Genomic DNA, 22,062 nt, shown 5'->3' on the forward strand with positions numbered 1-22,062 from the left:
GCTTGGCGCAAGATTGAATAATACGCGCGCCCCCGGGCCGTGTCCAGAACTATTTTGTCTTCGGCGCTATCTTCACATTCTGCACACATATGGGGTTTGGAGGGGGCTCGAGGGCGCGTTGCGGTCCCCTTGCAGCCTGGAGGGGTTCGAGCGCTTTGCGCCTTTCCGTGTATATAGACGGGGCGCGCCCTGGGCGGGATGCGCCGCTCGGCATAGCGGCAATCGCAACTACCGAGGGCAGAGCGTTGGACGACGCGGGGCGGATCCAGGCGGGTGCCCCGTACATTCGCCAGGATAATGAGGCGACACATCGTGGGCATCTCATCCCTGTACGCAAGCGGAGGGGGCCGATCTTCGACCCCCTCCGTTCGATTCGCTATATATAGTTACGGCTTCTAGCTTTGCAGCTAAGCCAGGCGCAAGAACTTCTTCTTGCCGACCTGGATCTGCGCGCCTTCAAGGCGGGCGGGCTCCAGGTTGTAGGACTTGGGCTCGAGCGCCTCGCCGTTGAGCTTGACTCCGCCGCCGTCGATGAGGCGTCGTGCGTCGGAAACACTTTGCGCCGCACCGGCGTTCACCAGCAGCTTGGCGAAGTACACGGTGCCGTCTTCGCCCGGGGTGAGGTCGGCCTGGAACGTGGGCGCGTCCTCCGGGAAACCGTGGTCCTTGAACTTCAGGTCGAAGTCGGCTTCCGCCTGCTCGGCCGCAGCCTCATCATGATAGGCTGCGACGATGTTGCGGGCTAATGCGCGCTTGACCTTGTTGGGATGCAGCTTGTCCGCCTTCAGATCGGCCTCGAGCTGATCGATTTCGGCGACGGGCAACGTGGATGCCAGGCGATAGTACTTGATCATGAGCTCATCGGGAATGGACATGACCTTGCCGAACATATCGTTGGCATCGTCGGTGAGGCCAACGTAATTGCCGTAGCTCTTCGACATCTTGCGCACGCCATCGGTGCCCTCGAGCAGCGGCATGGTGAGCGCGATCTGCGGCTCCATGTCCATCTTCTCCATGAGGTCGCGGCCGGCCAGAAGGTTGAACAGCTGGTCGGTGCCGCCCATTTCGACGTCCGCCTTCACCATGACCGAGTCATATGCCTGCATGATGGGGTACAGGAACTCATGCATGGCGATGGGCGTTTGGGACTGGTACCGCTTCGTAAAGTCGTCGCGCTCGAGGATGCGGGCGACGGTGAACTTGCTCATAAGGCCGAGGAGGTCTTTGAGATTCAGCGACAAAATCCAGTCGGCGTTGTAGACGATCCTCGTTTTCTCGGGGTCCAGGATCTTCATAGCCTGGGCGACGTAGGTTTCGGCGTTGGCCTGCACCTGCTCCTGAGAGAGCTGCGGGCGGGTGGTGTTCTTGCCCGACGGGTCGCCGATGAGCGCCGTGCCGTTGCCGATGATGAGCGTGACATTGTGACCCAGGTCCTGGAACTGACGCATTTTGCGTAGCGGAACCGCATGACCCAGATGCAGATCAGGGCTGGTGGGGTCGACGCCAAGCTTGATGTTGAGCGGCTTGCCGCGCTTGAGCTTTTCGAGCAGGCCGCTTTCGGGCACGATTTGCGCAGCGCCCGATGCGATGATGTGCAGTTGTTCTTCTGCGGACAGCATGGTTTCCTCTTTCTAAACGCGTATCTTCGGGATTCTAGCACATGCGGCTTACTGCACGCCGCGGAACAGATGTCCGCTGGTGCAACCGGGCTCTTTCGGCAACGCCGTGCCCTGAGCATGTGCCACGTTGCGGGCGCGCACGACGCGCTGCACCGCCTGGGTGGTCTCCTGCACGTTCATGAGCGTGCTGTCCACCAGAAGCCAGGTGATGCCAGCCTGAACGATATCGGGGACGGCATGCGCCACATCAAGCTGCACGCTGTTGTAAAGATGGCTGCGGCCAAGCTGGTCGGACATCACCGGGAAGTCGTAACCCTTGCGATCCTTCAGGAAATGCGGGCTTTTGCGGCGCGCGCACGTTGCGCACTCCTGAGCGCAGGGGCCCTGGCTCATGAGCATGCAGTGCTCCGTGGTCATGAGCTCCTGACGTCCGATGACGGTAAGGCCGAGCTCGACGGGGCTTTCCTTCGCCAAATCGGAGATTTGGGCCAGGTTGAGCTCGGGCGAGAGCCAGACCCGCTTCGCGCCAAGGCGCGCCGCGGTTTGCAGGGCAAGCGCATTGGTGACGGGCAGGTGCGGCCCCACCTCAACGCAGGCGCCCGCCTCGTGAGCGCGAACGAGCTGCCCGAGGCTTTCGGCCATGACGGCCTGATCGGCGTGAACGCTGCGCCAGGCGTCGAAGCCGCATGCATGTTCGCGCGTGAGCTCGCAGTCGTCGTGGTCGGCGACGGGCAGCACAACGGCGCATGCCTTCGGATAGCTTGCCTGTTCGGCGGTTTCCGAGAGCTGGCCGGCGATGGTGGCCTGGCCATGCGCCAGGTTGACCGCAGGAACGTACACCTCATCGGCGCCGGCGCGCTTTGCCGCCCGAGCGCAGGCCGGGTTGGTTGCCAGCACCGCGATATGGACGCCGCCGGCATGCGCCGGGAGCATTCGACTTCCCGCCTCCACGCGCGGCAGCGGGCGCTGGGACGCGCCCTCGAGCAACGCTTGCTCAAGTGAGTCGAGCGCCTCTGCGCGCACATGGTGCAGCTGCGAGAAGCCGATTCCCACGCCCTCATCCATGTCGACATCAAGGTTCACCAGGGAAAACGGAGTCTGCCCCAACCTATCGATATGGGCACGGACATCATCTTCACTAACGGCCTTGGTGCGTGCGGGCTCGATTTGCTGCCCCTCGGCAGCCCCGATGGGCAGCTCACCCTCTGCAAACCGCTTGCGGGCGCCGCGCAGCGCGCGCGGGTCGGCGGAGTTGTCAGCCAGGCAAAACTCAATGCGAAGGGGCTGCCCGATGCGCAGACGCGCGCGACCCTGCACCTGGATACGCGGCAGGCGGTCATCATCGACGAACGCAGCCTCGGCGCTGCGCACGCGGAACACGCGATCGCCCTTCCCCACCGCGCGCTCGGGCGCAAGCAGCAGATTGCCGTTACGGTCGGTATCCACCTGGGAGACCGTATAGGCGAAATGGCCCTTATTCGTCCAAAACTCGAGCACGTCGCCCGCAACGATGGGGCGCTCACATGCCACGGCAGCTTTTCCGTTCTTCACAGACGCCACACGTCCGATGAACACGCCGCGGTTGTTCGGGCGGCCGTAGCTCATGATCTCGTTGCCGCGCTTGCCTTCCAGGTATGCGGTGGTAAAGCCCCGGGAGAACGCCTCGGCGAGCTGAGCATGCTCCTGCTCCGTGCCTCCAGGAGCGGTCCAATCCTGCAGGCCGCTTTCACGCGCGGCGTCGCGCGCCGCGAGAACACGGTCGAGTGCGGCGCGATAAGCGCTGGTCACGGCATAGACGTACTCAGGCGACTTCATGCGGCCTTCGATTTTGAGAGACGCAACGCCGGCGCGCACCAGATCGGGAAGCAGATCGATGCTGCACAGATCCTGCGGGGACAGCAGGTGGTCGCCCGGTGCCGGGAGCGGCTTGCTCTTCGCCACATTATGCAATGCGTACGGCAGGCGGCACGCTTGCGCGCACAGCCCGCGATTGGCCGAGCGCCCGCCGATGAGCGAGGACATGAAGCACTGGCCTGAATAGCACACGCACAACGCGCCGTGGGCGAACGTCTCGATTTCAAGGCCCAGCTGGTCGCCGACCTTCGCCAAATGCTCGATCTCGGGCAGAGACAGCTCGCGCGCGAGCGTCACGCGCGCTGCGCCGAGTTGAGCGGCGGCGCGCATACCCGCCTCATTGTGCGTATTCATTTGCGTGGAGATGTGCAAGCGTGCCTGCGGCAGCGTTCGCGAAAGCTCGGAGGCGATGCCGATATCCTGCACGATGAACGCATCGGCGCCAGCGCGATAAGCCTGGCGCGCCGTTTCCATGGCGCTATCGACCTCGCCGGGCAGAATGGCCGTGTTCAGCGTAACGTACACGTTCACGCCGCGCAGGTGCGCGAAAGCGCAAGCGTCGGCGAACGTATCAATGGTGAAATTATCGGCGCCACGGCGCGCATTGAACGATTGAAGGCCCAGGTAAACCGCGTCGGCGCCACCGCGCACGGCGGCATGGAACGCCGCGATGCCGCCAGCCGGCGCCAAAAGCTCCACTTCTTGATCCATATATCCAACCCCCATTGAGCAGAGAAAACAGCTGCAAGTTTCACGCGGCAGAAGCCGCCTTGTTAATTCCAGTTGCAACAGCATAAGAAAAAAGCCACGGTAGTATAATCGAACAATGAAACTCAGACGAAAACAGCGCGAAATGCGCACCCATGCCGCCGCCTGGCTTTTGCTGGTTACCATCGTATGCCTGTGCTTCACGGGCTACTGGGGCGTCAAGGGCGCCTTGCGGGTAATGGACGGCTGGTGCGACGACCTTCCGCCCATCGAAGACACCGATTTCACCAACCACGCACGGGAATCGGTCATGTACGCGGCCGACGGTTCCACGGTGTTGGCGGAATTCCAACTGGAAAAGCGCGACCCCGTTGAATCAGACCAAGTCAGCGACCTCGTGAAACAAGCCACGGTGGACACCGAGGACGTACGCTTTTACCAGCATGGAGGGGTTGACCTTCCGGGCATTGCGCGCGCATTCGTCAACAACCTTGCAGGAGGCAGCCTGGAAGGCGCATCCACCATCACGCAGCAGCTTGTGCGCAACACGGTGCTCACGCAAGAGGCCAACGAGATATCGATCGAACGCAAGGTGCGCGAGGCGCAGCTGGCCATGGATTTGGAGAAGCAGTACAGCAAAGACGAGCTGCTTATGATGTACTTGAACACCGTGAACTACGGCGATGGCTGCTACGGCATACAGGCAGCTGCACAAAACTATTTCCAAACCGACGCTGTTGATTTGACCCTTACGCAAGCCGCCACCTTGGCCGGCATTCCGCAGTCGCCGACGTTCCTGAATCCGAAAACGTATCCCGACGCAGCGCTGGAACGCCGCAACCTTGTCCTTGAGCGTATGTTATCCGCTGGCGATATCACCCAGGAACAGTGCGATGCCGCGCAAGCCGAGCCGTTGAACCTCGATCCCGCTCCGGAGGTTCCGGAGGACGGCATTTGCGCATACCCATATTTCACCAGCTATGTGCGCAACCTTCTTATGGAGGAGGACAATCCCTTCGGATGCTCGTATGCCAACCTGTTCGAAGGCGGGCTGACCATCCGCACCACCTTGAACCCCTCCTTGCAAGACGACGCGGAAGCGGCATGCGATGCGCAGCGAGCCCGCATGAGCGGAGACCTCGACGCATCCCTGGTTGCCATCGACCCCGCAACAGGCTATGTCGAAGCCATGGTCGGCGGTGGCGACTACGATATCAGCCAGGTGAACATCGCCACGGGAACGGGCGGCGGAGGCCGTCAAGCGGGATCGACGTTCAAAGCGTTCACGCTTGCGGCAGCCATAGAAAAGGGGATCTCGCCTCAAACGCGCATCGACTGCTCCTCCCCTATGACCAAGGAGGTCGACGGCAAGGAACAGACGTTCGAGAACTTCGACAACATCGATTACGGGGTGCGCACCATCCAGAGCGCCACCGCTGTTTCCGCGAATACGGGGTACTTGCGCCTTTCCGAGGAAATCGGGCAAGCCGCAACGACGGAGATGGCCGAACGACTGGGCGTCGAATCGCCGATGAACACGGTGTACACCACAACATTAGGCGTAGCCAGCGTGACTCCGCTCGATATGGCCAGCGCCTATGCAACGCTTGCAAGCGGCGGCACCAAGCGTGAGCCGGTTGTGATCACGGAAATCGAGGACAAGGACGGCAACATCATCTACAAGGCCGATGACACCTCGAAACGCGTGATAAGCGAAGAAGTTGCCGGCGCGACCACCAACGTGCTTCGACAGGTCTTCGAAGCGTCTGATGGTACGGCGCAAACCGCGAAGCTCGACAACGGCCAGCCCGTTGCGGGCAAAACGGGCACTTCGACCGATTTCGCCGACCATTGGCTAGTCGGGTACACCCCGTCGCTTTCGGTGGCAACCTGGATCGGCAATCCTGCCGGCAGCATAGCCACGGACACGCAGCTGAACTGCAACGCCTTGTGGAAGGATTTCATGGACCGCGCATGCACCGGCAAGGCGGTCGAGCAATTCCCCGAGACGAAGGCCCCTAGCTACAACAACGCCTTCAACGAGAAGCAGAAAGCAGCACTCGGCGCCGAGGAGGAAAAATCCTCCGACAAGCAGACGCCTACGGCAATAACCTCAGGTTCGCAGACCGCAACCTCATCGCAGGCCAGCGGCGCGGCAAACGCGAAAACGCCGCCGGACGCCACGGGCAAAACGCTTGAAGAGGCGAAAGGGCTGCTGAAAGACTGGAAGACCGGCTCGGTGACGGAATACTCGAGCACCGTACCGAAGGATAGTGTGATCAGGCAGTATATTGCCAGCGACGGCATGGTGGTGGTCGTGCTATCCACGGGGCCGAAAACCAACTAGCAAATCGAATCGCCGTTGGTTACGCGGCAAAGCCGGCGCCAGCTGCTTTCGACGAAACGCCGTCGCAGAGGCAGCTTGGCAAAGTCGACACAAGGCGATTAATCGAGGAGCTATCTAAGGCAGCTTGACGGAGAAGCGCTAGATACCGGAATGCCCAAAAGCCGCCAAAACGAAGACGATCCCCGCGAAAGGGTATCGCAGGGATCGTCTTCGTTTTCATCTTACCGTCTCGGCATTAGACTCGATGACGGCTCCTTCTTTTAGAAAGCCTTATTGCGGAAGATCAGCGGCGGTTTTGTCGCCTTCCTGCAGCTTTTCGAGGCCGCTGTTGTAAGCAGCCTGAATATCGGCAATGCGTTGGTCGTACGTAGACCAATCGAACGGCTGCGCATCCGTTGCGCTGTCGATTTCCGTGTACAGCTCGATATAGGCGTTCAAAGCATTCTCCAGCTGCTCGCTGCCGTCGACATAACACTGCTTCACGTCCTTGAGAGCATCGGGCGCCTCTTGGCTATCGAGCTCGTCGAGCGCTTTGAAGGCGTTGTCCGCCTGGGTGCGCATCGTGACCACATCGCCACGGGACACGGCATCCGAAAAACCGTTTAGACGGGTTTGCAGCGTTTCCATGGTTTGATTGACCTGCGTCATATAGGCACGGTTGTCCGACTGCGCCTGCGAAGCCGCAGAGGTTTGCTGCTGGGGCATGCAGCCGCCTAACACGGCAACGCTCAACGCCGCAGCGCAAACCGTTGCCGTCAGTTTTATCATCGTATGAGCCATTTCCGGTCCTGTTCTACCTGTTGCCGAACCATATCTTATTGGGTTGCCGCACCGCCGCCGGCGGACGCGCCCCCGGAAGCCGTGCCCCCTCCGGTTGCCGACCCGGTGCCACCTCCACCGGTCGTGCCTCCAGTTGCCGACCCGGTGCCGCCTCCCGTTGCACCGCCGGTCGTTCCGCCGCCGGTTTCGCCTCCGCTGCCAGAGCCCGTACCGCCTGAGGCGTTCCCGTTTGCGTTGCCGGTACCGTAGCTATTGGAGTTGCCGCTTCCGTTAGCTGTGTCGGACTGGCTGTTGCTCGAGCCGGTGGAGTTGCCGTATTGGTTATTGCTCGAATTTCCAGCGGAGTTCGCGCTGCTAGAAGACGGGCTGGAAGACGTCGTCCCGATATGGTACGTGGCATTCGAGAACGCCTTGTACGTGGGATTCGATGCCTGGGGGAACGTTTCGGTTTGCTTGTCGTACAGCGCCGCCGTCATGAACTTCTTGAACACATCCGCCGCGCTAACGTCGGTGGGGATGGTTTCCTGGTTAGACGGATCGCCGAACCAGATGGCAACGGACAGCTGCGGCGTGATACCGCAGAACGTGATGTCATGGTACTCGCTGGAAGTGCCCGTCTTCGCCGCCACTTCCTGGCCGTTATCGAGCTTGGCCAGCGTGCCGGTGCCTTCAGAGGTGTTCACGACGCCCTTCATGACCTCGGTTGCCGCGTGGGCCACTTCGGCGGAGATGACCTGCGTCCCCGACGGATGGCTGTTATCCACGATTAGGTTGTTGTTCTTGTCGTAGATCTTCAGGATGGGCTGAGCATCGTACTTCGTGCCGCCATTGGCGATGCAGGCATACGCATCCGCCATGTCGAGCATAGTGACGTTGGACTGGCCGAGCGTCAGCGACGGGTTGGCGTTGAGCGTGGAAGTGATTCCCATCTTCTTCGCGGCATCGATGACCTTTTGGGTCCCCAAAGCCATTTGCAGTCGCACGAAGCCAGTGTTGGACGACACGGCGAAAGCACGCGCGATGCTGCGGGTCCCGTAGTTGATGTTGTTGATGTTCTGCAGCGGATTCGAGCTATCGTATCCGGTATCGGGGATCACCGAAGGCGACGAGCAATCCACCATGGTTTGCGGATCGATGCCCTCTTCCAAAGCCGCTATCAGCGTGAACGTCTTGAAGGACGAACCGCAAGGACGGCCGCCGTTGGTTCCCTCGCCGGTTGCCAGGTTGGTCTTTTGCGTATCCCAGTCCTTGCCGCCGACCAATGCGCGAATGAAACCTGTGGAAGGATCGATTGCCACGAGCGAACCGCTGATCGCATCGCTCAGGCCTTCTTCCTTCGTGCGGACGGCATCCTCTGCCGCCTCTTGGGTATCGACGTCAAGGGTGGTGACGACGGTCAACCCGCCCTTGAACACATCGAGCTGGGAGTACTGGTCGGAAAGCACGTTTTTGACGTAGCTGGTGAAATACGGGTACTTCTCGATGCCATCCGAAGACGGTACGGAGGGATTGAGCACAAGATCCTGAGCTTTTGCGGAATCGTGCTCTTCCTGAGTGATATAGCCGTTCGTCAGCATGCGATCGAGGACCAGATTACGGCGCGCATAGCAATTGTCCGGATAATCGATGGGGTTGTTATAGGTAGGCGATTGGGGGATGCCGACAAGCGCCGCCGCTTCCGCCAGCGTCAAATCAGTTGCATCCTTCGAGAAATATCGCTGAGAAGCAGCCTGGATACCATAAGCACCCGAACCGTAATTCACGGTGTTCAGGTACATGAGGAGGATGTCGTTTTTCGAATACATCTCCTCGATTTTGACGGAAAGGTACATCTCGCGGACCTTGCGCTCAAGCGAGATATCGTTCATCTCGTCGGCGAGCACCGTGTTGCGCACGAACTGCTGCGTAATGGTTGAAGCGCCTTCGCGACCAGACCCCGTAAGCGTGACGAACGCGGCACGGGCAATGCCGACCAAGTCGAAGCCGCCATGATCGTAGAATCGCTCGTCCTCCGTTGCCACCGTGCCCTGCATCACGTACTTGCTGATGCCGCTCAGCTCCACAGGCTCACGGTTTTCCACCTGGAAGCGCGCAAGCTGCGTCTTCTCATCGGATGCTAGCACCGTAGTCGGCGCAGACGTATTCAGCTCGGATACTTCCGAGACATCATAGGTTTTCAGGTCGCCGATCCAGGAATCGCCTAAGACGACGACGCCTATGCAACCGGCCAGGCAAATAGCCGCGATGATACTGAGAAATGCAAGCAGGCCGACAAAAGGACGCTTTTTCCTAATGCTCGGCCTGTTCTTTATCGAACGAGAAGCCACGAACCACCTCCAAGAAACTTGGGTAATTGTACCATCGGGGGAAATAGGGTTTTCAAAGCACACAAGTTCGTAGCAAAAAAGCCAAGGGCGGCCAGGGAATCGACTGTTCGTCCCCTGGCCGCCTTTTGCTTTTCGAGGCGCTGCGGCTATAGCAGCGACTCGTCTTCGGCAAGCGCCGCTTTAGCTTTCTCCATCTGCTGGGCCACAGCCGCTTCGCCCGTTCCCCCTTCCGTGGTTCGAGCAGCCACGATGCTGGGAAGATCGAGCGCCTTGACAATGTCCTCCTCGAACAACGGGCTTGCCGCCTTAAAGTCGTCGAACGACAGGTCGTCGAGATTGCAACCGCGCTGCTCGCACAGCAGCACCAAATGTCCCACCACTTCATGCGCATGACGGAACGGAAGGCCCTTCTTCGCCAAGTAGTCAGCCACATCCGTCGCCGCCAAATGACCGAGTTTCGCCTGCTTGAGCATGTTCTCCGGCTTGATGCTCATGGTTTCTATCATTCCCGCGGCGCATTGCAGGCAATCTTCCAACGTTTTCGCCGAATCGATTGCCCCGTACTTGTCTTCCTGAAGGTCCTTGTTGTAGGCAAGGGGAAGCGCCTTCATGGTCACCAGCAACGACACCAAATTGCCGATCACGCGACCGGTCTTGCCGCGAATCAGCTCGGCAAAATCGGGGTTCTTCTTTTGAGGCATGATGGACGAACCCGTGGAGAACGCGTCGGACAACTCGATGAAGCCGAACTCGGACGTTGACCAAAGCACCAGTTCCTCGCACAGGCGCGACAGATGCATGCAGGAAACGGCGCAAGCGTAATCCAAGTCAAGCAGGAAATCGCGGTCCGACACGGCATCGAGCGAGTTCGGGATCACCGAAGCGAAACCCAATTCTCCTGCCGTCATCTGCCGATCAAGCGGATACGTTGTCCCAGCCAGCGCAGCTGCGCCCAGCGGACAGGCGTCGGCCGCATCTCGTGCAGCCTGCAAACGGCGATAATCGCGCGCAAGCATCCAGACATACGCAAGCATATGGTGCGAGAACAGAACTGGTTGCGCATGCTGCAAGTGGGTATAACCAGGCAGGATAACACCGAAATTCGCCTCAGCCTGACCTATGAGCGCATGACGCAGCGCAACATTGGCGCGCATCAGATCGGTTGCACGCTGCTTGGCATACAGGCGCGTATCCGTTGCAACCTGATCGTTGCGGCTGCGGCCCGTGTGCAAACGCGCTCCCGCATCGCCGATTTCAGCAGTGAGCGCCTTTTCCACTGACATATGGATATCCTCGTCGTTGATATCGAACGAGAAATCACCTGACTCGATATCGGCTTTGACGTGATCAAGCCCCGCAGCAATTTGCTGAGCGTCCTCTTCCGAGATCACGCCGACCTTCGCCAGCATCTTCGCATGAGCCTTCGACCCTGCGATATCCTGCACGTACAAGGCCTTATCGACAGGCAGCGAGGCGCCGAAGCGTTGCGTGAACTCGCTAACGTTTTCCGTGAATCTGCCCGACCAGAGAGCCATAGGTTACTCCGTTTCCTTGTGAGCCTCAGCGGCAGCTTCCTGACGGGACAGCGGCGTTACGTCCTCATAGCGGCCGCGCTTGAGGGGGCCCTTCTCGTTTTGAGCATCGAACAACTCGGCAGGAGCGCCTTCCTGACGACGATTGACGGCCCAGGTTTTCGTGGACAGCGTCTGGATCTCGATGAAGCCCTTGGCCGCGTCGCGGTTGAAGGTATCCCCCTTGTCGTACGTTGCCAGGCCCTGATCGTAGAGCGAGTATGCGGACTTGCGGCCGACCACCGTGCAAGAGCCTTTGAAGAACTTTAAGCGGATGGTGCCGTACAGGCAGCGCTGCGTAGAAGCCATGAATGCATCGATTGCCTCTTTCAGCGGCGAAAACCATTGGCCGTTATAAACGCAATTCGCCCAGGTTTGCTCCAACGCAAGCTTATGATGCAGGACCTCGCGCTCAAGAACCAGATCCTCCAGCGCCTTATGCGCCTTGATCAGCGCCAGTCCCGCAGGGGCTTCATAGCACTCGCGGCTTTTGACTCCCACCAAACGGTTCTCGATCATGTCGATACGACCGTAACCGTGCTTGCCCGCGATTTCATTGAGCTCATAAATGATGCCCAGATAGCTCTTTTGGTTGCCGTTGATCGCATAGGGCACTCCACGGGCAAAGGTGAGCTCAACATATTCCGGCTGATCAGGCGCCTGCATGGGATCGGTCGTCATGGTGTAGATATCCGCAGGCGGCTCGATCCAAGGATCTTCCAGTACGCCGCACTCGATTGCACGGCCCCACAGGTTGTCATCGATGGAGTATGGGGAATCCTTCGTAGCACCGACTTCCACGCCATGAGCCTGAGCCCACTCGATCTCATCGGGACGCGTAAGCAGATTCCACTCGCGAACCGGAGCCAAAATCTTCAGCGACGGATCAAGCATGGTGATGCTGGATTCGAAACGCACCTGGTCATTGCCCTTGCCCGTGCAACCGTGAGCGATATACTTTGCACCGAACTTATGCGCAGCATCCACAAGATGCTTCGAAATCAAGGGGCGGGAAAGCGCCGACACCAGCGGGTACTTGTTCTCGTACATGGCGTTAGCCGCAAGCGCCTTCGTGAGGTATTCCTGCGCAAACATCTGGCGCATATCCACCACGATGCACTCGAGCGCGCCGACGCGCAAAGCCTTTTCCTTGACTTTCTCAAGGCCATCGTGCTCCTGCCCCACATCGCCAACCACGGCGATCACGTCCAGATTCATTTCATCCTGCAACCATTTTATGCAACAAGATGTATCAAGACCACCGGAATATGCGAGTACTACTTTGTCTTTCTGCTCTGCCATGATGATCGGCCCTTTCGAATGCGATTTGTTTAGCAACAAGGAGATTTGGGTCCACGAGTGCCACAAGATACAGGTATGCCCCGTACTGCCTGGTTACATATTAGTTTCCCAAGTGAAATATCCTGAAACTACAGTAATCCCTTAGGAATTATACGTACACATTTTTCTAGAGATAGTGCGCAACGCAATGATGTAACAACTTGTAAATACAACGTGGAATATGCAAAGATAACCGTCTTTGCAACGGTAAAAAACTAGACGATTATCGTCGTCGCAGACGGTCGATGGCTCGCTCGACCTCCACCGCAGCCTCGGGGCTTTCTGCTGCGATCATAATGGTGTTGTCGCCGGCAACGGTGCCGAGCGCTCCACGCAGACTGGCTTTGTCAAGGGCTGCGGAGACGCCGGCAGCACCGCCGGAGAACGTCTTCACAACAACCAGATTACCAGCGACGTGCACCTCTTCAACTAATTCGGAAACCATGCGCTGAAGACGCATTTCCTCGGGGAGGACGTAATAACCCTCGCGAGACTTCACGAGGCCCATGTCCATGATGTCGCGGGAAATGGTAGCCTGAGTGCACTCGTAGCCGGCAGACTGCAGCTGATTAGCAAGATCGCGCTGCGTCTTGACATTGCGATCGCGAATGATGTCGCGAATCACGTCATGCCTTTGTTGCCGTTTCCTCATGCCTCGTTACTTCCCGCCCCAGGTGGGGCATTGTACCCGATTTCCTCCAATGATTCCTGATGCATATGCAAAATAATGTAAGTGCCATCAAGAATATGCAATTCATAATACCGCAAGATTTGATGAGCAGCGGGATGAAATTTAAATTAGCGAAGAATATGCCGCTTCTCTTGTATCAGCTAAACGTTGCCTTGAAATCTCATCCGTATGGATGCTAAGGATCCACGCCGCAACATGGACCCTTAGCAGGCGTTATAGAGCCTTTAGGCTTCGATTATCTGGTTCAGACGCTCGACCATCGCATCGATGTCGCCCTTCTCGCACACCAACGGCGGAAGGAAGCGCAGGGTATGGGCGCCCGTTGCATTGAGAAGAAGGCCCTTGCCCAGCGCCTTCTGAACCAAAGCAGGCGCATCGACCGATTCATCGAAGTCGATGGCGTTCATAAGACCGACGCCGCGGACCTCCTTGACCTTGGACACGCCGGCAAGCTGCTGGCGCATATATTCGCCGGTTTCCTGCACATGCTGCTGAAAACCATTGGAAAGCGTGTCAAGCGTTGCCGTTGCGGCTGCTACCGCCAAGCAGCTGCCGCCAAACGTGGAGCCGTGGTCACCAGGCTGATATGCCTTTGCGATATGGGCGGGGGCAGCGCAGGCGCCCATAGGCATTCCGCTGGCGATGCCCTTCGCCATGGTCACGATGTCGGGGGTGACTCCGAAATGCTGGAAGCCGAACGGGGTACCGCAACGGAAGATTCCGGTTTGAACCTCGTCGCACACCATAAGAGCACCATGCTCCTTGGTCAGATTGCGCACCGCCTCCAGAAATTCCTTCGTGCACGGATGCACGCCGCTTTCGCCCTGGATGCACTCAAGCATGACGGCGCAGATATCATGGCCCTGCTGCTCGAACAGACGGGTAAGAGCTTGGATGTCATTGATAGGCGTGCTTACGAAACCACCGGGCAAGGGCTGGAACGCCTCCTGCTTCGCGGGCTGAGCAGTGGCAGCAAGCGTTGCGAGCGTTCGTCCATGGAAGCTGCGATCAAGAACCACGATGGTGCGCGGAGCGCCATCGAACGCCTGCTTGATCTTGGCATCGTCCTCACCTGCGGCACGGGCAGCCTCTTCGGCGTTCTTGCGAGCATACAAGCGAGCGAGTTTGATAGCGCACTCGTTTGCTTCGGCTCCGGAGTTTGCATAGAACGTCTGCCACGGCTCGGGGCTTGCCGGATCCCCGCCATTGAGCAACCCGGAGATTTTACGGGAAAGCTCGCCACGGCCCTCGATGTAGTAGTAATTGCTCACGTGGATCAAGCGCTGAGACTGGTCTTGCAGAGCCTTGGTGATGGCGGGATGGCAATGACCGAGGCTGCACACGCCGACGCCCGCGATGAAATCGAGGTATGTATTGCTCTCGGCATCTTCGACTTCCATACCCTTGCCGGAAACGAGCTCGACGGGCTTACGGGCAAACGTATGCATCACATATTGCGATTCGAGTTCCTGCTGTTGCTCTAGCGACATGCTATCAACTTCCTTCGTAAGGTAACGATTTCTTTAATGCGCGGAAGGACTCTGGATAGAGGCCTTCTGAGCGGCCTCGACTTCTTCACGGTTCTCCAGAAGCTTCGAAGCGAATTTGCCCAGAGGGTGGCTATCGAAACGATAGGCCTCTTCGGTGGAATGCATGGTCGTGCCGACACCGGTGCTGGTAAGCATTTCGAGCAGCAGAGAATGAGGCGTGGTTCCGTTGATGATATGCGCACGCTGCACGCCGTTTTCCAGCGCATGGATGCACGACTTCAGCTTCGGGATCATGCCCGTGGACACCACGTTGTTCTCGACCATATAGCGCGCCTCGAACACGGTGAGGTTGGAGATGAGCGAGCTTTTATCCTCGAAGTTCTCGTACAGGCCGTCGACGTCGGTAAGGAACACCGCCTTATGAGCGCCGATGGCGGCGGCGATATGGCCCGCAACCATGTCGGCGTTGACATTGTAGAAGCCGCCGTCCTCTCCGATTGCGACCGATGCGATAACCGGAATATAATCCGATGCCACCAAGTCGTCGAGCAGAGGGCGATTGATGCGCGTGATGCGACCGACACGACCCAAATCAGGACTTGCCTGCTCAGCTACGATAACGCCGCCATCAGCACCGGAGACGCCCACGGCAAAATTGCCATGATGGTTCAAGGCCTCGACCAATTCCTGGTTGACCTCGCCCATAAGGACGGTACGGACTAGATTCATGGCCTCGGGCGTGGTAACGCGCTGGCCGTCCTTGAACTCAACGGGGATTTCCATGAGGTCCATCGCCCTGGTAATGGCCTTTCCGCCACCATGGACGATGACGGGGTTCACGCCGACGATCTTGAGCAGCACGATGTCGCTCATGACATCCGCGCGCAGCTTCTCATCGACCATGGCAGATCCGCCGTATTTGATGACGACGGTTTTACCGGTGATGTTCTTGATCCACGGCAGCGCCTCGACGAGGATCTTAGCTGCCTCCGTTGATGCGCCCTCGGGGCGCGTATCCTTTGCGTACTTCATGAGCGGTAATCTCCATTAATAGTGACGTATTCGTGCGAGAAATCGCATGTCCACATGGTTGTTGCGCAGTTACCAACGCCAAGGTCGACGTCGATGACCACTTCGGGCTCCTCGAAACGACGAAGCGCCTCGTCCTCATCGAATTCCACGGTTAAGCCTTTTCTGCATACCGGAAGCCCCATGATGTCGATGGCCGCATTGCCTTGGGAGAACGTCGCGCCGGACCTGCCAAGCGCTGCGGCGATACGGCCCCAATTAGCATCGTGCCCGTAAACCGCTGTTTTCACCAGCGGCGAATTGGCCACAGTGCGCGCCGCCTTGTCCGCATCCTCCGGATTCGCCGCCCCCGCTACGTTAACGGTGATGAGGCGCGTGGCACCTTCGCCATCGACCGCCATCTCGCGGGCAAGTGCAACGCAGACGGTGCGCAGCGCGTTTTCGAACGCGTCGAAGGCAGGCGTGCCGGGCTGCATGCACACAGCACCTTGCGGTGCCGCCGCACCGCTTGCCAGAAGGAAGCACGAGTCGTTCGTGGAGGTATCGGAGTCGACGGTGATCTTGTTGAAGCTGATCCCGACCGCCTTCGAAAGGGCCTTATGCAGGTGATTTGCAGCCACGGGCGCATCGGTGGTGATGACGCTGATCATGGTGGCCATATTGGGCATGATCATGCCCGAGCCCTTTGCCATGCCGCCCACCGTGAACACGCATCCGTCATAGCCCAAGCCGCTTCCGCTAAACGTTACGGCGAATTCCTTCGGCTTGGTGTCCGTGGTCATGATGGCGCGAGCCGCATCGGCACCTCCCGCAGCAGACAACGCCGAGACGGCCAAAGGCGCACCGCTTTCGAACGGCTCCATCTGCAGATGCTGGCCGATAACGCCCGTGGACGCCACCAAAACCTCCTGCGCCGGACAACCGAGGGCATCGGCGACGATGCCGGACGATTGGCGCGCCGTCTGAAGACCCTTATCCCCGGTAGCCGCATTTGCGATACCCGAGTTGATGGCCACTGCGCGCGCGATACCGTACCCCGCACCATCAAGGTGCTCCTTGGACACCGTGACTGGAGCCGAGCAGAACACGTTCGTGGTGAACACCGCGGCGCACGCCGCCGGTTGATCGGCTGCCACCAGCGCGAAATCCAAACGCTTTGGATCAGCGCGGAATCCTGCGTGGATGCCGCAAGCCTTGAAACCCTTCGCCGACGCAACGCCGCCTGCCGGCAAAAACGGCAGATCCGCGTAGGAGTCGGCGGTGCTTGCGTTATGCAGAGGTTTCACCGCGTCCCCCTTAGACGCAGCGGAAACTGCATGATTCATTACGCCCTCCTTCTGAAACGCCCGCCGAAACGGCGGGCGGATTGGCTATACGGGAACCGCCACCTTATCGAGGCCAAGGTCCTCTGGCAGCCCGAACACAATGTTAGCGCACTGAACAGCTTGATTAGCAGCGCCTTTGCAGAGGTTGTCTATGGCTCCGACGGCAATGAGCATGCCAACCCGCTCATTGACGGCAAGCCCGATATGAGCGCAATTCGTGCCCACGACGGAAGACGTCTTGGGCATAACCCCCGCATCGAGCACCGTTACGAAAGCGCTGTCTCGATAGAACTCTCTATAGCTCTCGACGATCTTCGCCACATCGCGCGTTGCCCCAGCTGCCAAGGGCAGATTCACCGTAGACAGAAGGCCCCTGTTCAGCGGCGCCAAATGAGGAGTGAACACCAAGCGGTCGGAAACGCCCAAGATCTGCTCGATTTCAGGCGTATGGCGATGCGTTGCCACGCCGTAAGCCTCGAGATTCTCGTTGGCGAAGCAGAAATGAGTGCGCGCCGTAGCCTTCTTGCCTGCACCCGTCACACCCGAAATGGCATCTACGACGATTGGAGCTTCGTCATCGACAAGGCCGAGACGCACGGCAGGCGCTGCAGCAAGCGTGGTTGCCGTGGGATAGCAGCCAGCGCAACCGACGACCGCCCCTTTGCCTTCCTTGCGCTGCTGCGCAGCGGCGACAAGGTCGTCGGGGAACAGCTCGGGCAAGCCGAAGGCGGCGCGCTTGAGCAGCTCGGTTTGAGTATGAGGGACTTTGTACCACTGCTCGTAAACCGCAGGGTCCTTTAAGCGGAAATCGGCGGACAAGTCGACCACCACGCCCCCGCGATCGACGATACGAGGGGCCATTGCCATTGCCGCGGTATGAGGCACGGCAAGGAACACGACATCGCACTGATCGAGAACCGGGTCGTCATGCCTGGAGAAGGCAAGGTCGGTAGCTCCCGTGAAGCAAGGATATTCCTTGGCCACGGGAGTTCCAGCAAGCTCATTTGAGGTAACGGCGACCAATTCAAACTCGGGGTGTCGCAGCGCAACTCGGACCAGCTCTATGCCAGCGAAGCCGGCTGCACCGACAATACCGCATTTGATGCTCATACTATGCCCTTCCCATTCGAGGTGTAATGGTACGTTGGGACCGCCTGTTCAAGCATGCGAATAGCTTCCCCATCAGTTGCCGAAAGCGCATTTTCCAACTCATCGAGCTTCGAGGCAACCTGATCATAGCTGATTTCCTGGCCCGTGGAGATCATGATGGACTGGTTATCGGTGGGAAGCGTGCTCTCCTCGTCCATGAGCAGTTCCTCGTACATCTTCTCACCTTCACGCAGACCCGTAAACTCTATTTTGATATCCACGTCCGGCGTAAGGCCTTGCAGCTGGATAAGGCCTTTTGCCAAATCGACGATTTTGACGGGTTCACCCATATCCAAAATGAAGATCTCGCCGCCATGCGCCATGCCTCCCGCCTGGATAACCAATCGCGACGCCTCGGGGATGGTCATGAAGAACCGCTCGATATCTGGATGAGTAACGGTAACAGGCCCACCGGCGGCGATTTGGCGCTGGAAGACGGGGATCACGCTGCCGTTAGAGCCGAGCACATTGCCAAAACGCACTGCGGTGAAAATGGTTTTCGACGTGCGAGCATAGTACTGCACGATCATTTCGCCCATGCGCTTGGTCGCCCCCATGACGCTTGTGGGGTTAACCGCCTTATCGGTGGAGATGAAGATGAAGCGCGCCGCCCCATATGCATCAGCGGCACGAACGGCATTCAACGTGCCGAATACGTTGTTGTGAACGGCCTCGCGCGGGCAATGCTCCATAAGAGGGACGTGTTTATGGGCAGCCGCATGAAACACCGCACCCGGGCGATATTTCGCAAACACCTCGTTGACGCGCTCCTTGTCACATACGTTACCGATCTCGATGACGATATCGATGTCGTCATATTCGGACAGAAGCTCGTTGCGCAGCATGTACGCATCGTTTTCATATATGTCGAAGATGACGATGCGAGCAGGCGCCACCGTGCACAGCTGACGGCACAGCTCGCTGCCGATGGAACCGCCGCCGCCAGTGACCAGCACGGTTTCGCCGGCGATATAACCGGAAACCGCACGGGTATTCAGAACGATCTCCTCGCGACCAAGCAGGTCCGCCACATCGACGTCGCGCAGGCTTACATCCCCGATTTCATCGAGGGATAGTGCGCGAACATTAGGCAGCGTGCGCAAACGGCAATCCGTTTTCGTGCATTCGCCGTAAATGCGCTTACGCTCCTCTGGCGTTGACGAGGGGATGGCTACGACGATCTGCTCGATATCGTAGCGATCGACCAGATCGACGATGTCAGCGGTTCCGCCAGAGACCTTCACACCATGGATGCGTTGACCCCGCTTTGCGGGATCATCGTCAGTGGCGACGATGGGGATACCAGGCATGAGCGGGTCTTTCGACGCCATGCGCCCGATTGCCAACGAGCCCGTTTCGCCCGCACCGACCACCAGCGTGCGCGGGCGGTCGCATGTGCGCTGCGACGAGGCGATAGCCCTTCCCTTTTGACGCATAAAGCGGAACACGAAGCGGATGCCGCCCATGAAGAAGATCAGAAGGAAGCAGGAAACAACGAATACCCTGATGGGAAGCCTGATACCGATAATCCATAGAAACACGGCGCCGCCCAACGTGCCGAGCACGGTTGCGCCGACGATTTGGATAACCTCATCGATGCTGGCATATTCCCATAAATTGTTGTACAGGCGAAACGTCGCCAAAACCACGACATTGATAAATGCGAGGATACCCAGCACGAAGTAGATCTCGTTATTGACGAACACCTCTCCCTTTACGTTGGTAAGAATAGATGCAAGCCAATACGACAGATACGTGGCGATGATGTCGAGCAGCAACAAAAGCGCTGTTCTTTTTGTGATATGCACGTCCAAACCCGGCCCCGTCTTCATCTTCAAATAGAACAGTTCATAGTGTCAGATTACCTACAAAGGCTGCCGACTGAAGGCCTATTGTAGCCAAACTGGCGTATGATTGCAGCGATATTACCGGCCAAGGAGCTTGTTACATGAATATTCCAGTCCCCGAAAATCATACCGACGTCGCCAGCAGCGACGCCTCCCAACCTGCTCGCAAACGCAATATCGAAGCGTTGACGGCCTTTTTCCGAAGCGGCATCAAACCCGCTGAATCGCACGGGAAACTGGGTATCGAGCTGGAGCAGACCGTTGTGCGCGCCGACGGCTCCCCCGTCTCATACAGTGAGGAGAACGGCATCGCGCATCTGCTTGAACAGCTAAGGAAATCCTATCCGCAAGCGACGGTAGACGAAGAGGGCGACCTTCTTGGCGTAGCTCGCCCGGGAGAGGCAATCACCATCGAGCCTGCCGCCCAAATCGAATTATCAGCGGGGCCGTTCGATGATTTGAAAAAGGCCCAGGAGACGTTTACCGCATATCGGAAAACGCTTGATGACATGCTTGCCCCCAAAGGCATGCATGTGGTAGCGCAAGGCTACCATCCCACAGCCACGGCGCGCAGCCTGGACTTGATACCCAAACGCCGCTACGCGTTCATGAACCGATACCTTGGCTCAAAGGACATCTACGGCCCCTGCATGATGCGAGGCAGCGCTTCAACGCAGATCTCCATCGACTACACAAGCGAGCAGGATTGCCTCCGAAAAATGAGGATTGCTTATGCGCTTACCCCTATCTTAAGCCTGATCTGCGACAATTCGCCGATATTCGAAGGCAAGCCGCGCCAACATAAGCTGATGAGAACCGACATATGGCGTCATACCGACAGCGACCGATGCGGCCTTGTGCCCGGCGCGCTTTCGAGCGGCTTCACATTCGAAGACTACGCGGAGTACGTGCTGGACACGCCCGCTATAGTAGCGCCCGACGAGAACGAGGGCTGGCGCTACTGCGAACAGACCTTTGGACAGCTGTACGCCGACAAGCCGATGACCCGAAAGCAAGTAGAGCACGCGGTTTCCATGCAATTCCCCGACGTGCGGCTGAAAACATACTTGGAAATCCGCCCGGCGGACTCCATGCCCATCCCCTACGTGATCGCCTATGCCGCCCTTATCAAGGGCCTGTTCTACAACGAAGGCAACCTGCGACAGCTTGAAGCCCTTTTCGCTAACGTAAACGCCGACGCTTTCGAGAGGGCGAAAGATGCCCTGATGGAGTGCGGCTACAACGCCCATGTTTACGGAGCGCCGGTAGCCGACCTGTGCGACCGCGTTATCGGGTTGGCCGAAAACGGCCTGGATCCCGATGACCGCGCGCTCCTTGAACCCCTTTCCCGCCTTGTAGCCCAACGGGTCACGCTTGCCGACCTGGCAGAGAGGGAATCCAAGGAAGCGTAAAGCAACAGCAAGGGAACTTTTCGCGGTTCCCCGTCATTACCGAGCCCGGCTTCAGGTTTGTCGGGTAGACTTAACCGAGCGAAATACCCATACGACAGGAGACGTTTCGATGAGCAACAAAGGCAAAAAGGTCAAGGTTCATTACACCGGCACGCTGGACGACGGCACGAAGTTCGACTCTTCCTTGGATCGTGGCGAGCCCTTGGAGTTCACGTGCATGGCCGGGCAGATGATCCCCGGCTTCGATGCGGCAGTCGAGCTTATGGAGCAAGGCGAGACCAAAACCGTGCACATCCCCGCCGCCGACGCCTATGGAGAGCGCAACGAGGAACTGGTGCAGCGCATCCCCTTGGATCAGATCCCCAACGGCAACGAGCTTCCCGTTGGCAAGACGGTGTATATGCAAAGCGGCGACGGCCAGATCTTCCCTGTGTTCGTGCAGTCGATCGAAGATGGCGTGGCAACCTTTGACATGAACCACGAACTGGCAGGCAAGGACCTGAACTTCGAGATCACGCTGGTGGAGATCGAAGACTAGTCGATATAGCTTTTCAAGGTACCTCAGGGCCGCT

The 22,062-nt window shown here is 58.6% G+C and carries 15 protein-coding genes; 3 read left to right on the forward strand and 12 right to left on the reverse strand.

Annotation, left to right across the window (positions count from 1 at the left end):
* Positions 1-407: 407 nt before the first annotated feature.
* Complete coding sequence (gene tyrS, locus DW178_RS03465; RefSeq protein WP_118349715.1) at positions 408-1,619, reverse strand: tyrosine--tRNA ligase; 1,212 nt, start codon at positions 1,617-1,619, stop codon at positions 408-410.
* 48 nt (positions 1,620-1,667) lie between these two features.
* Positions 1,668-4,184 (reverse strand): U32 family peptidase, encoded by a 2,517-nt coding sequence (locus tag DW178_RS03470; protein ID WP_118349716.1) that lies wholly within the window; start codon positions 4,182-4,184, stop codon positions 1,668-1,670.
* Between the two features lie 142 nt (positions 4,185-4,326).
* Here DW178_RS03470 and DW178_RS03475 point away from each other — a divergent pair, with 142 nt between their 5' ends.
* The gene (locus DW178_RS03475; RefSeq protein ID WP_118349717.1) at positions 4,327-6,528 is read left to right on the forward strand and encodes a penicillin-binding protein; all 2,202 of its coding nucleotides are present in this window, start codon (positions 4,327-4,329) and stop codon (positions 6,526-6,528) included.
* 270 nt (positions 6,529-6,798) lie between these two features.
* Here DW178_RS03475 and DW178_RS03480 read toward each other — a convergent pair whose 3' ends face one another.
* The 10 genes from DW178_RS03480 to DW178_RS03525 all read right to left on the reverse strand — a co-directional run bounded on the left by DW178_RS03480 (position 6,799) and on the right by DW178_RS03525 (position 20,012).
* Entirely contained in the window at positions 6,799-7,308 is a 510-nt protein-coding gene (locus DW178_RS03480; protein ID WP_118349718.1) for a hypothetical protein, read from the reverse strand.
* Positions 7,309-7,343: 35 nt separating this feature from the next.
* Positions 7,344-9,635 carry a transglycosylase domain-containing protein gene (locus DW178_RS03485; protein ID WP_199669236.1) on the reverse strand — a complete coding sequence of 764 codons (2,292 nt, stop codon included), beginning with the start codon at positions 9,633-9,635 and terminating at the stop codon, positions 7,344-7,346.
* Between the two features lie 146 nt (positions 9,636-9,781).
* The gene (gene argH / locus DW178_RS03490) at positions 9,782-11,170 is read right to left on the reverse strand and encodes an argininosuccinate lyase (RefSeq protein WP_118349719.1); all 1,389 of its coding nucleotides are present in this window, start codon (positions 11,168-11,170) and stop codon (positions 9,782-9,784) included.
* Positions 11,171-11,173: 3 nt separating this feature from the next.
* Positions 11,174-12,508 (reverse strand): argininosuccinate synthase, encoded by a 1,335-nt coding sequence (locus DW178_RS03495; protein WP_118349720.1) that lies wholly within the window; start codon positions 12,506-12,508, stop codon positions 11,174-11,176.
* A 262-nt stretch (positions 12,509-12,770) separates the two neighbouring features.
* A complete protein-coding gene (locus tag DW178_RS03500; protein WP_042436819.1) occupies positions 12,771-13,199 on the reverse strand; it encodes an arginine repressor in 429 nt (142 codons plus the stop codon).
* Positions 13,200-13,462: 263 nt separating this feature from the next.
* On the reverse strand, positions 13,463-14,728 hold the full coding sequence (locus DW178_RS03505) for an aminotransferase class III-fold pyridoxal phosphate-dependent enzyme (RefSeq protein WP_118349721.1): 1,266 nt from the start codon (positions 14,726-14,728) through the stop codon (positions 13,463-13,465).
* Between the two features lie 33 nt (positions 14,729-14,761).
* Entirely contained in the window at positions 14,762-15,760 is a 999-nt protein-coding gene (gene argB / locus DW178_RS03510; protein ID WP_118349722.1) for an acetylglutamate kinase, read from the reverse strand.
* Positions 15,757-17,082 carry a bifunctional glutamate N-acetyltransferase/amino-acid acetyltransferase ArgJ gene (gene argJ / locus DW178_RS03515; protein ID WP_118349723.1) on the reverse strand — a complete coding sequence of 442 codons (1,326 nt, stop codon included), beginning with the start codon at positions 17,080-17,082 and terminating at the stop codon, positions 15,757-15,759. Before argJ ends, argB begins: the two co-directional genes overlap by 4 nt.
* A 45-nt stretch (positions 17,083-17,127) precedes the next feature.
* A complete protein-coding gene (gene argC / locus DW178_RS03520) occupies positions 17,128-18,192 on the reverse strand; it encodes an N-acetyl-gamma-glutamyl-phosphate reductase (RefSeq protein ID WP_118349724.1) in 1,065 nt (354 codons plus the stop codon).
* On the reverse strand, positions 18,189-20,012 hold the full coding sequence (locus tag DW178_RS03525; protein ID WP_286168491.1) for a polysaccharide biosynthesis protein: 1,824 nt from the start codon (positions 20,010-20,012) through the stop codon (positions 18,189-18,191). The genes argC and DW178_RS03525 overlap by 4 nt, the downstream gene beginning before the upstream one ends.
* 167 nt (positions 20,013-20,179) lie before the next feature.
* Here DW178_RS03525 and DW178_RS03530 point away from each other — a divergent pair, with 167 nt between their 5' ends.
* Together DW178_RS03530 and DW178_RS03535 are read left to right on the forward strand one after the other, a co-directional pair.
* On the forward strand, positions 20,180-21,490 hold the full coding sequence (locus DW178_RS03530; protein WP_118349726.1) for a glutamate-cysteine ligase family protein: 1,311 nt from the start codon (positions 20,180-20,182) through the stop codon (positions 21,488-21,490).
* 109 nt (positions 21,491-21,599) lie between these two features.
* Positions 21,600-22,028, forward strand: a complete 429-nt coding sequence (locus tag DW178_RS03535) for an FKBP-type peptidyl-prolyl cis-trans isomerase (RefSeq protein ID WP_118349727.1) — start codon at positions 21,600-21,602, stop codon at positions 22,026-22,028.
* The last annotated feature ends 34 nt before the right edge of the window (positions 22,029-22,062 follow it).

The organism is Eggerthella sp. AM16-19, from assembly GCF_003474385.1.
In the GTDB taxonomy this organism is placed as follows: Bacteria; Actinomycetota; Coriobacteriia; order Coriobacteriales; family Eggerthellaceae; genus Senegalimassilia.

What these genes read in the sequence shown, in the direction of transcription:
- tyrS (WP_118349715.1), bottom strand. Translation starts at nt 1,619, where the DNA reads ATGCTGTCCGCAGAAGAACAACTGCACATCATCGCATCGGGCGCTGCG.
- DW178_RS03470 (WP_118349716.1), bottom strand. Translation starts at nt 4,184, where the DNA reads ATGGATCAAGAAGTGGAGCTTTTGGCGCCGGCTGGCGGCATCGCGGCG.
- DW178_RS03475 (WP_118349717.1), top strand. Translation starts at nt 4,327, where the DNA reads ATGCGCACCCATGCCGCCGCCTGGCTTTTGCTGGTTACCATCGTATGC.
- DW178_RS03480 (WP_118349718.1), bottom strand. Translation starts at nt 7,308, where the DNA reads ATGGCTCATACGATGATAAAACTGACGGCAACGGTTTGCGCTGCGGCG.
- argH (WP_118349719.1), bottom strand. Translation starts at nt 11,170, where the DNA reads ATGGCTCTCTGGTCGGGCAGATTCACGGAAAACGTTAGCGAGTTCACG.
- DW178_RS03495 (WP_118349720.1), bottom strand. Translation starts at nt 12,508, where the DNA reads ATGGCAGAGCAGAAAGACAAAGTAGTACTCGCATATTCCGGTGGTCTT.
- DW178_RS03500 (WP_042436819.1), bottom strand. Translation starts at nt 13,199, where the DNA reads ATGAGGAAACGGCAACAAAGGCATGACGTGATTCGCGACATCATTCGC.
- DW178_RS03505 (WP_118349721.1), bottom strand. Translation starts at nt 14,728, where the DNA reads ATGTCGCTAGAGCAACAGCAGGAACTCGAATCGCAATATGTGATGCAT.
- argB (WP_118349722.1), bottom strand. Translation starts at nt 15,760, where the DNA reads ATGAAGTACGCAAAGGATACGCGCCCCGAGGGCGCATCAACGGAGGCA.
- argJ (WP_118349723.1), bottom strand. Translation starts at nt 17,082, where the DNA reads ATGAATCATGCAGTTTCCGCTGCGTCTAAGGGGGACGCGGTGAAACCT.
- argC (WP_118349724.1), bottom strand. Translation starts at nt 18,192, where the DNA reads ATGAGCATCAAATGCGGTATTGTCGGTGCAGCCGGCTTCGCTGGCATA.
- DW178_RS03530 (WP_118349726.1), top strand. Translation starts at nt 20,180, where the DNA reads ATGAATATTCCAGTCCCCGAAAATCATACCGACGTCGCCAGCAGCGAC.
- DW178_RS03535 (WP_118349727.1), top strand. Translation starts at nt 21,600, where the DNA reads ATGAGCAACAAAGGCAAAAAGGTCAAGGTTCATTACACCGGCACGCTG.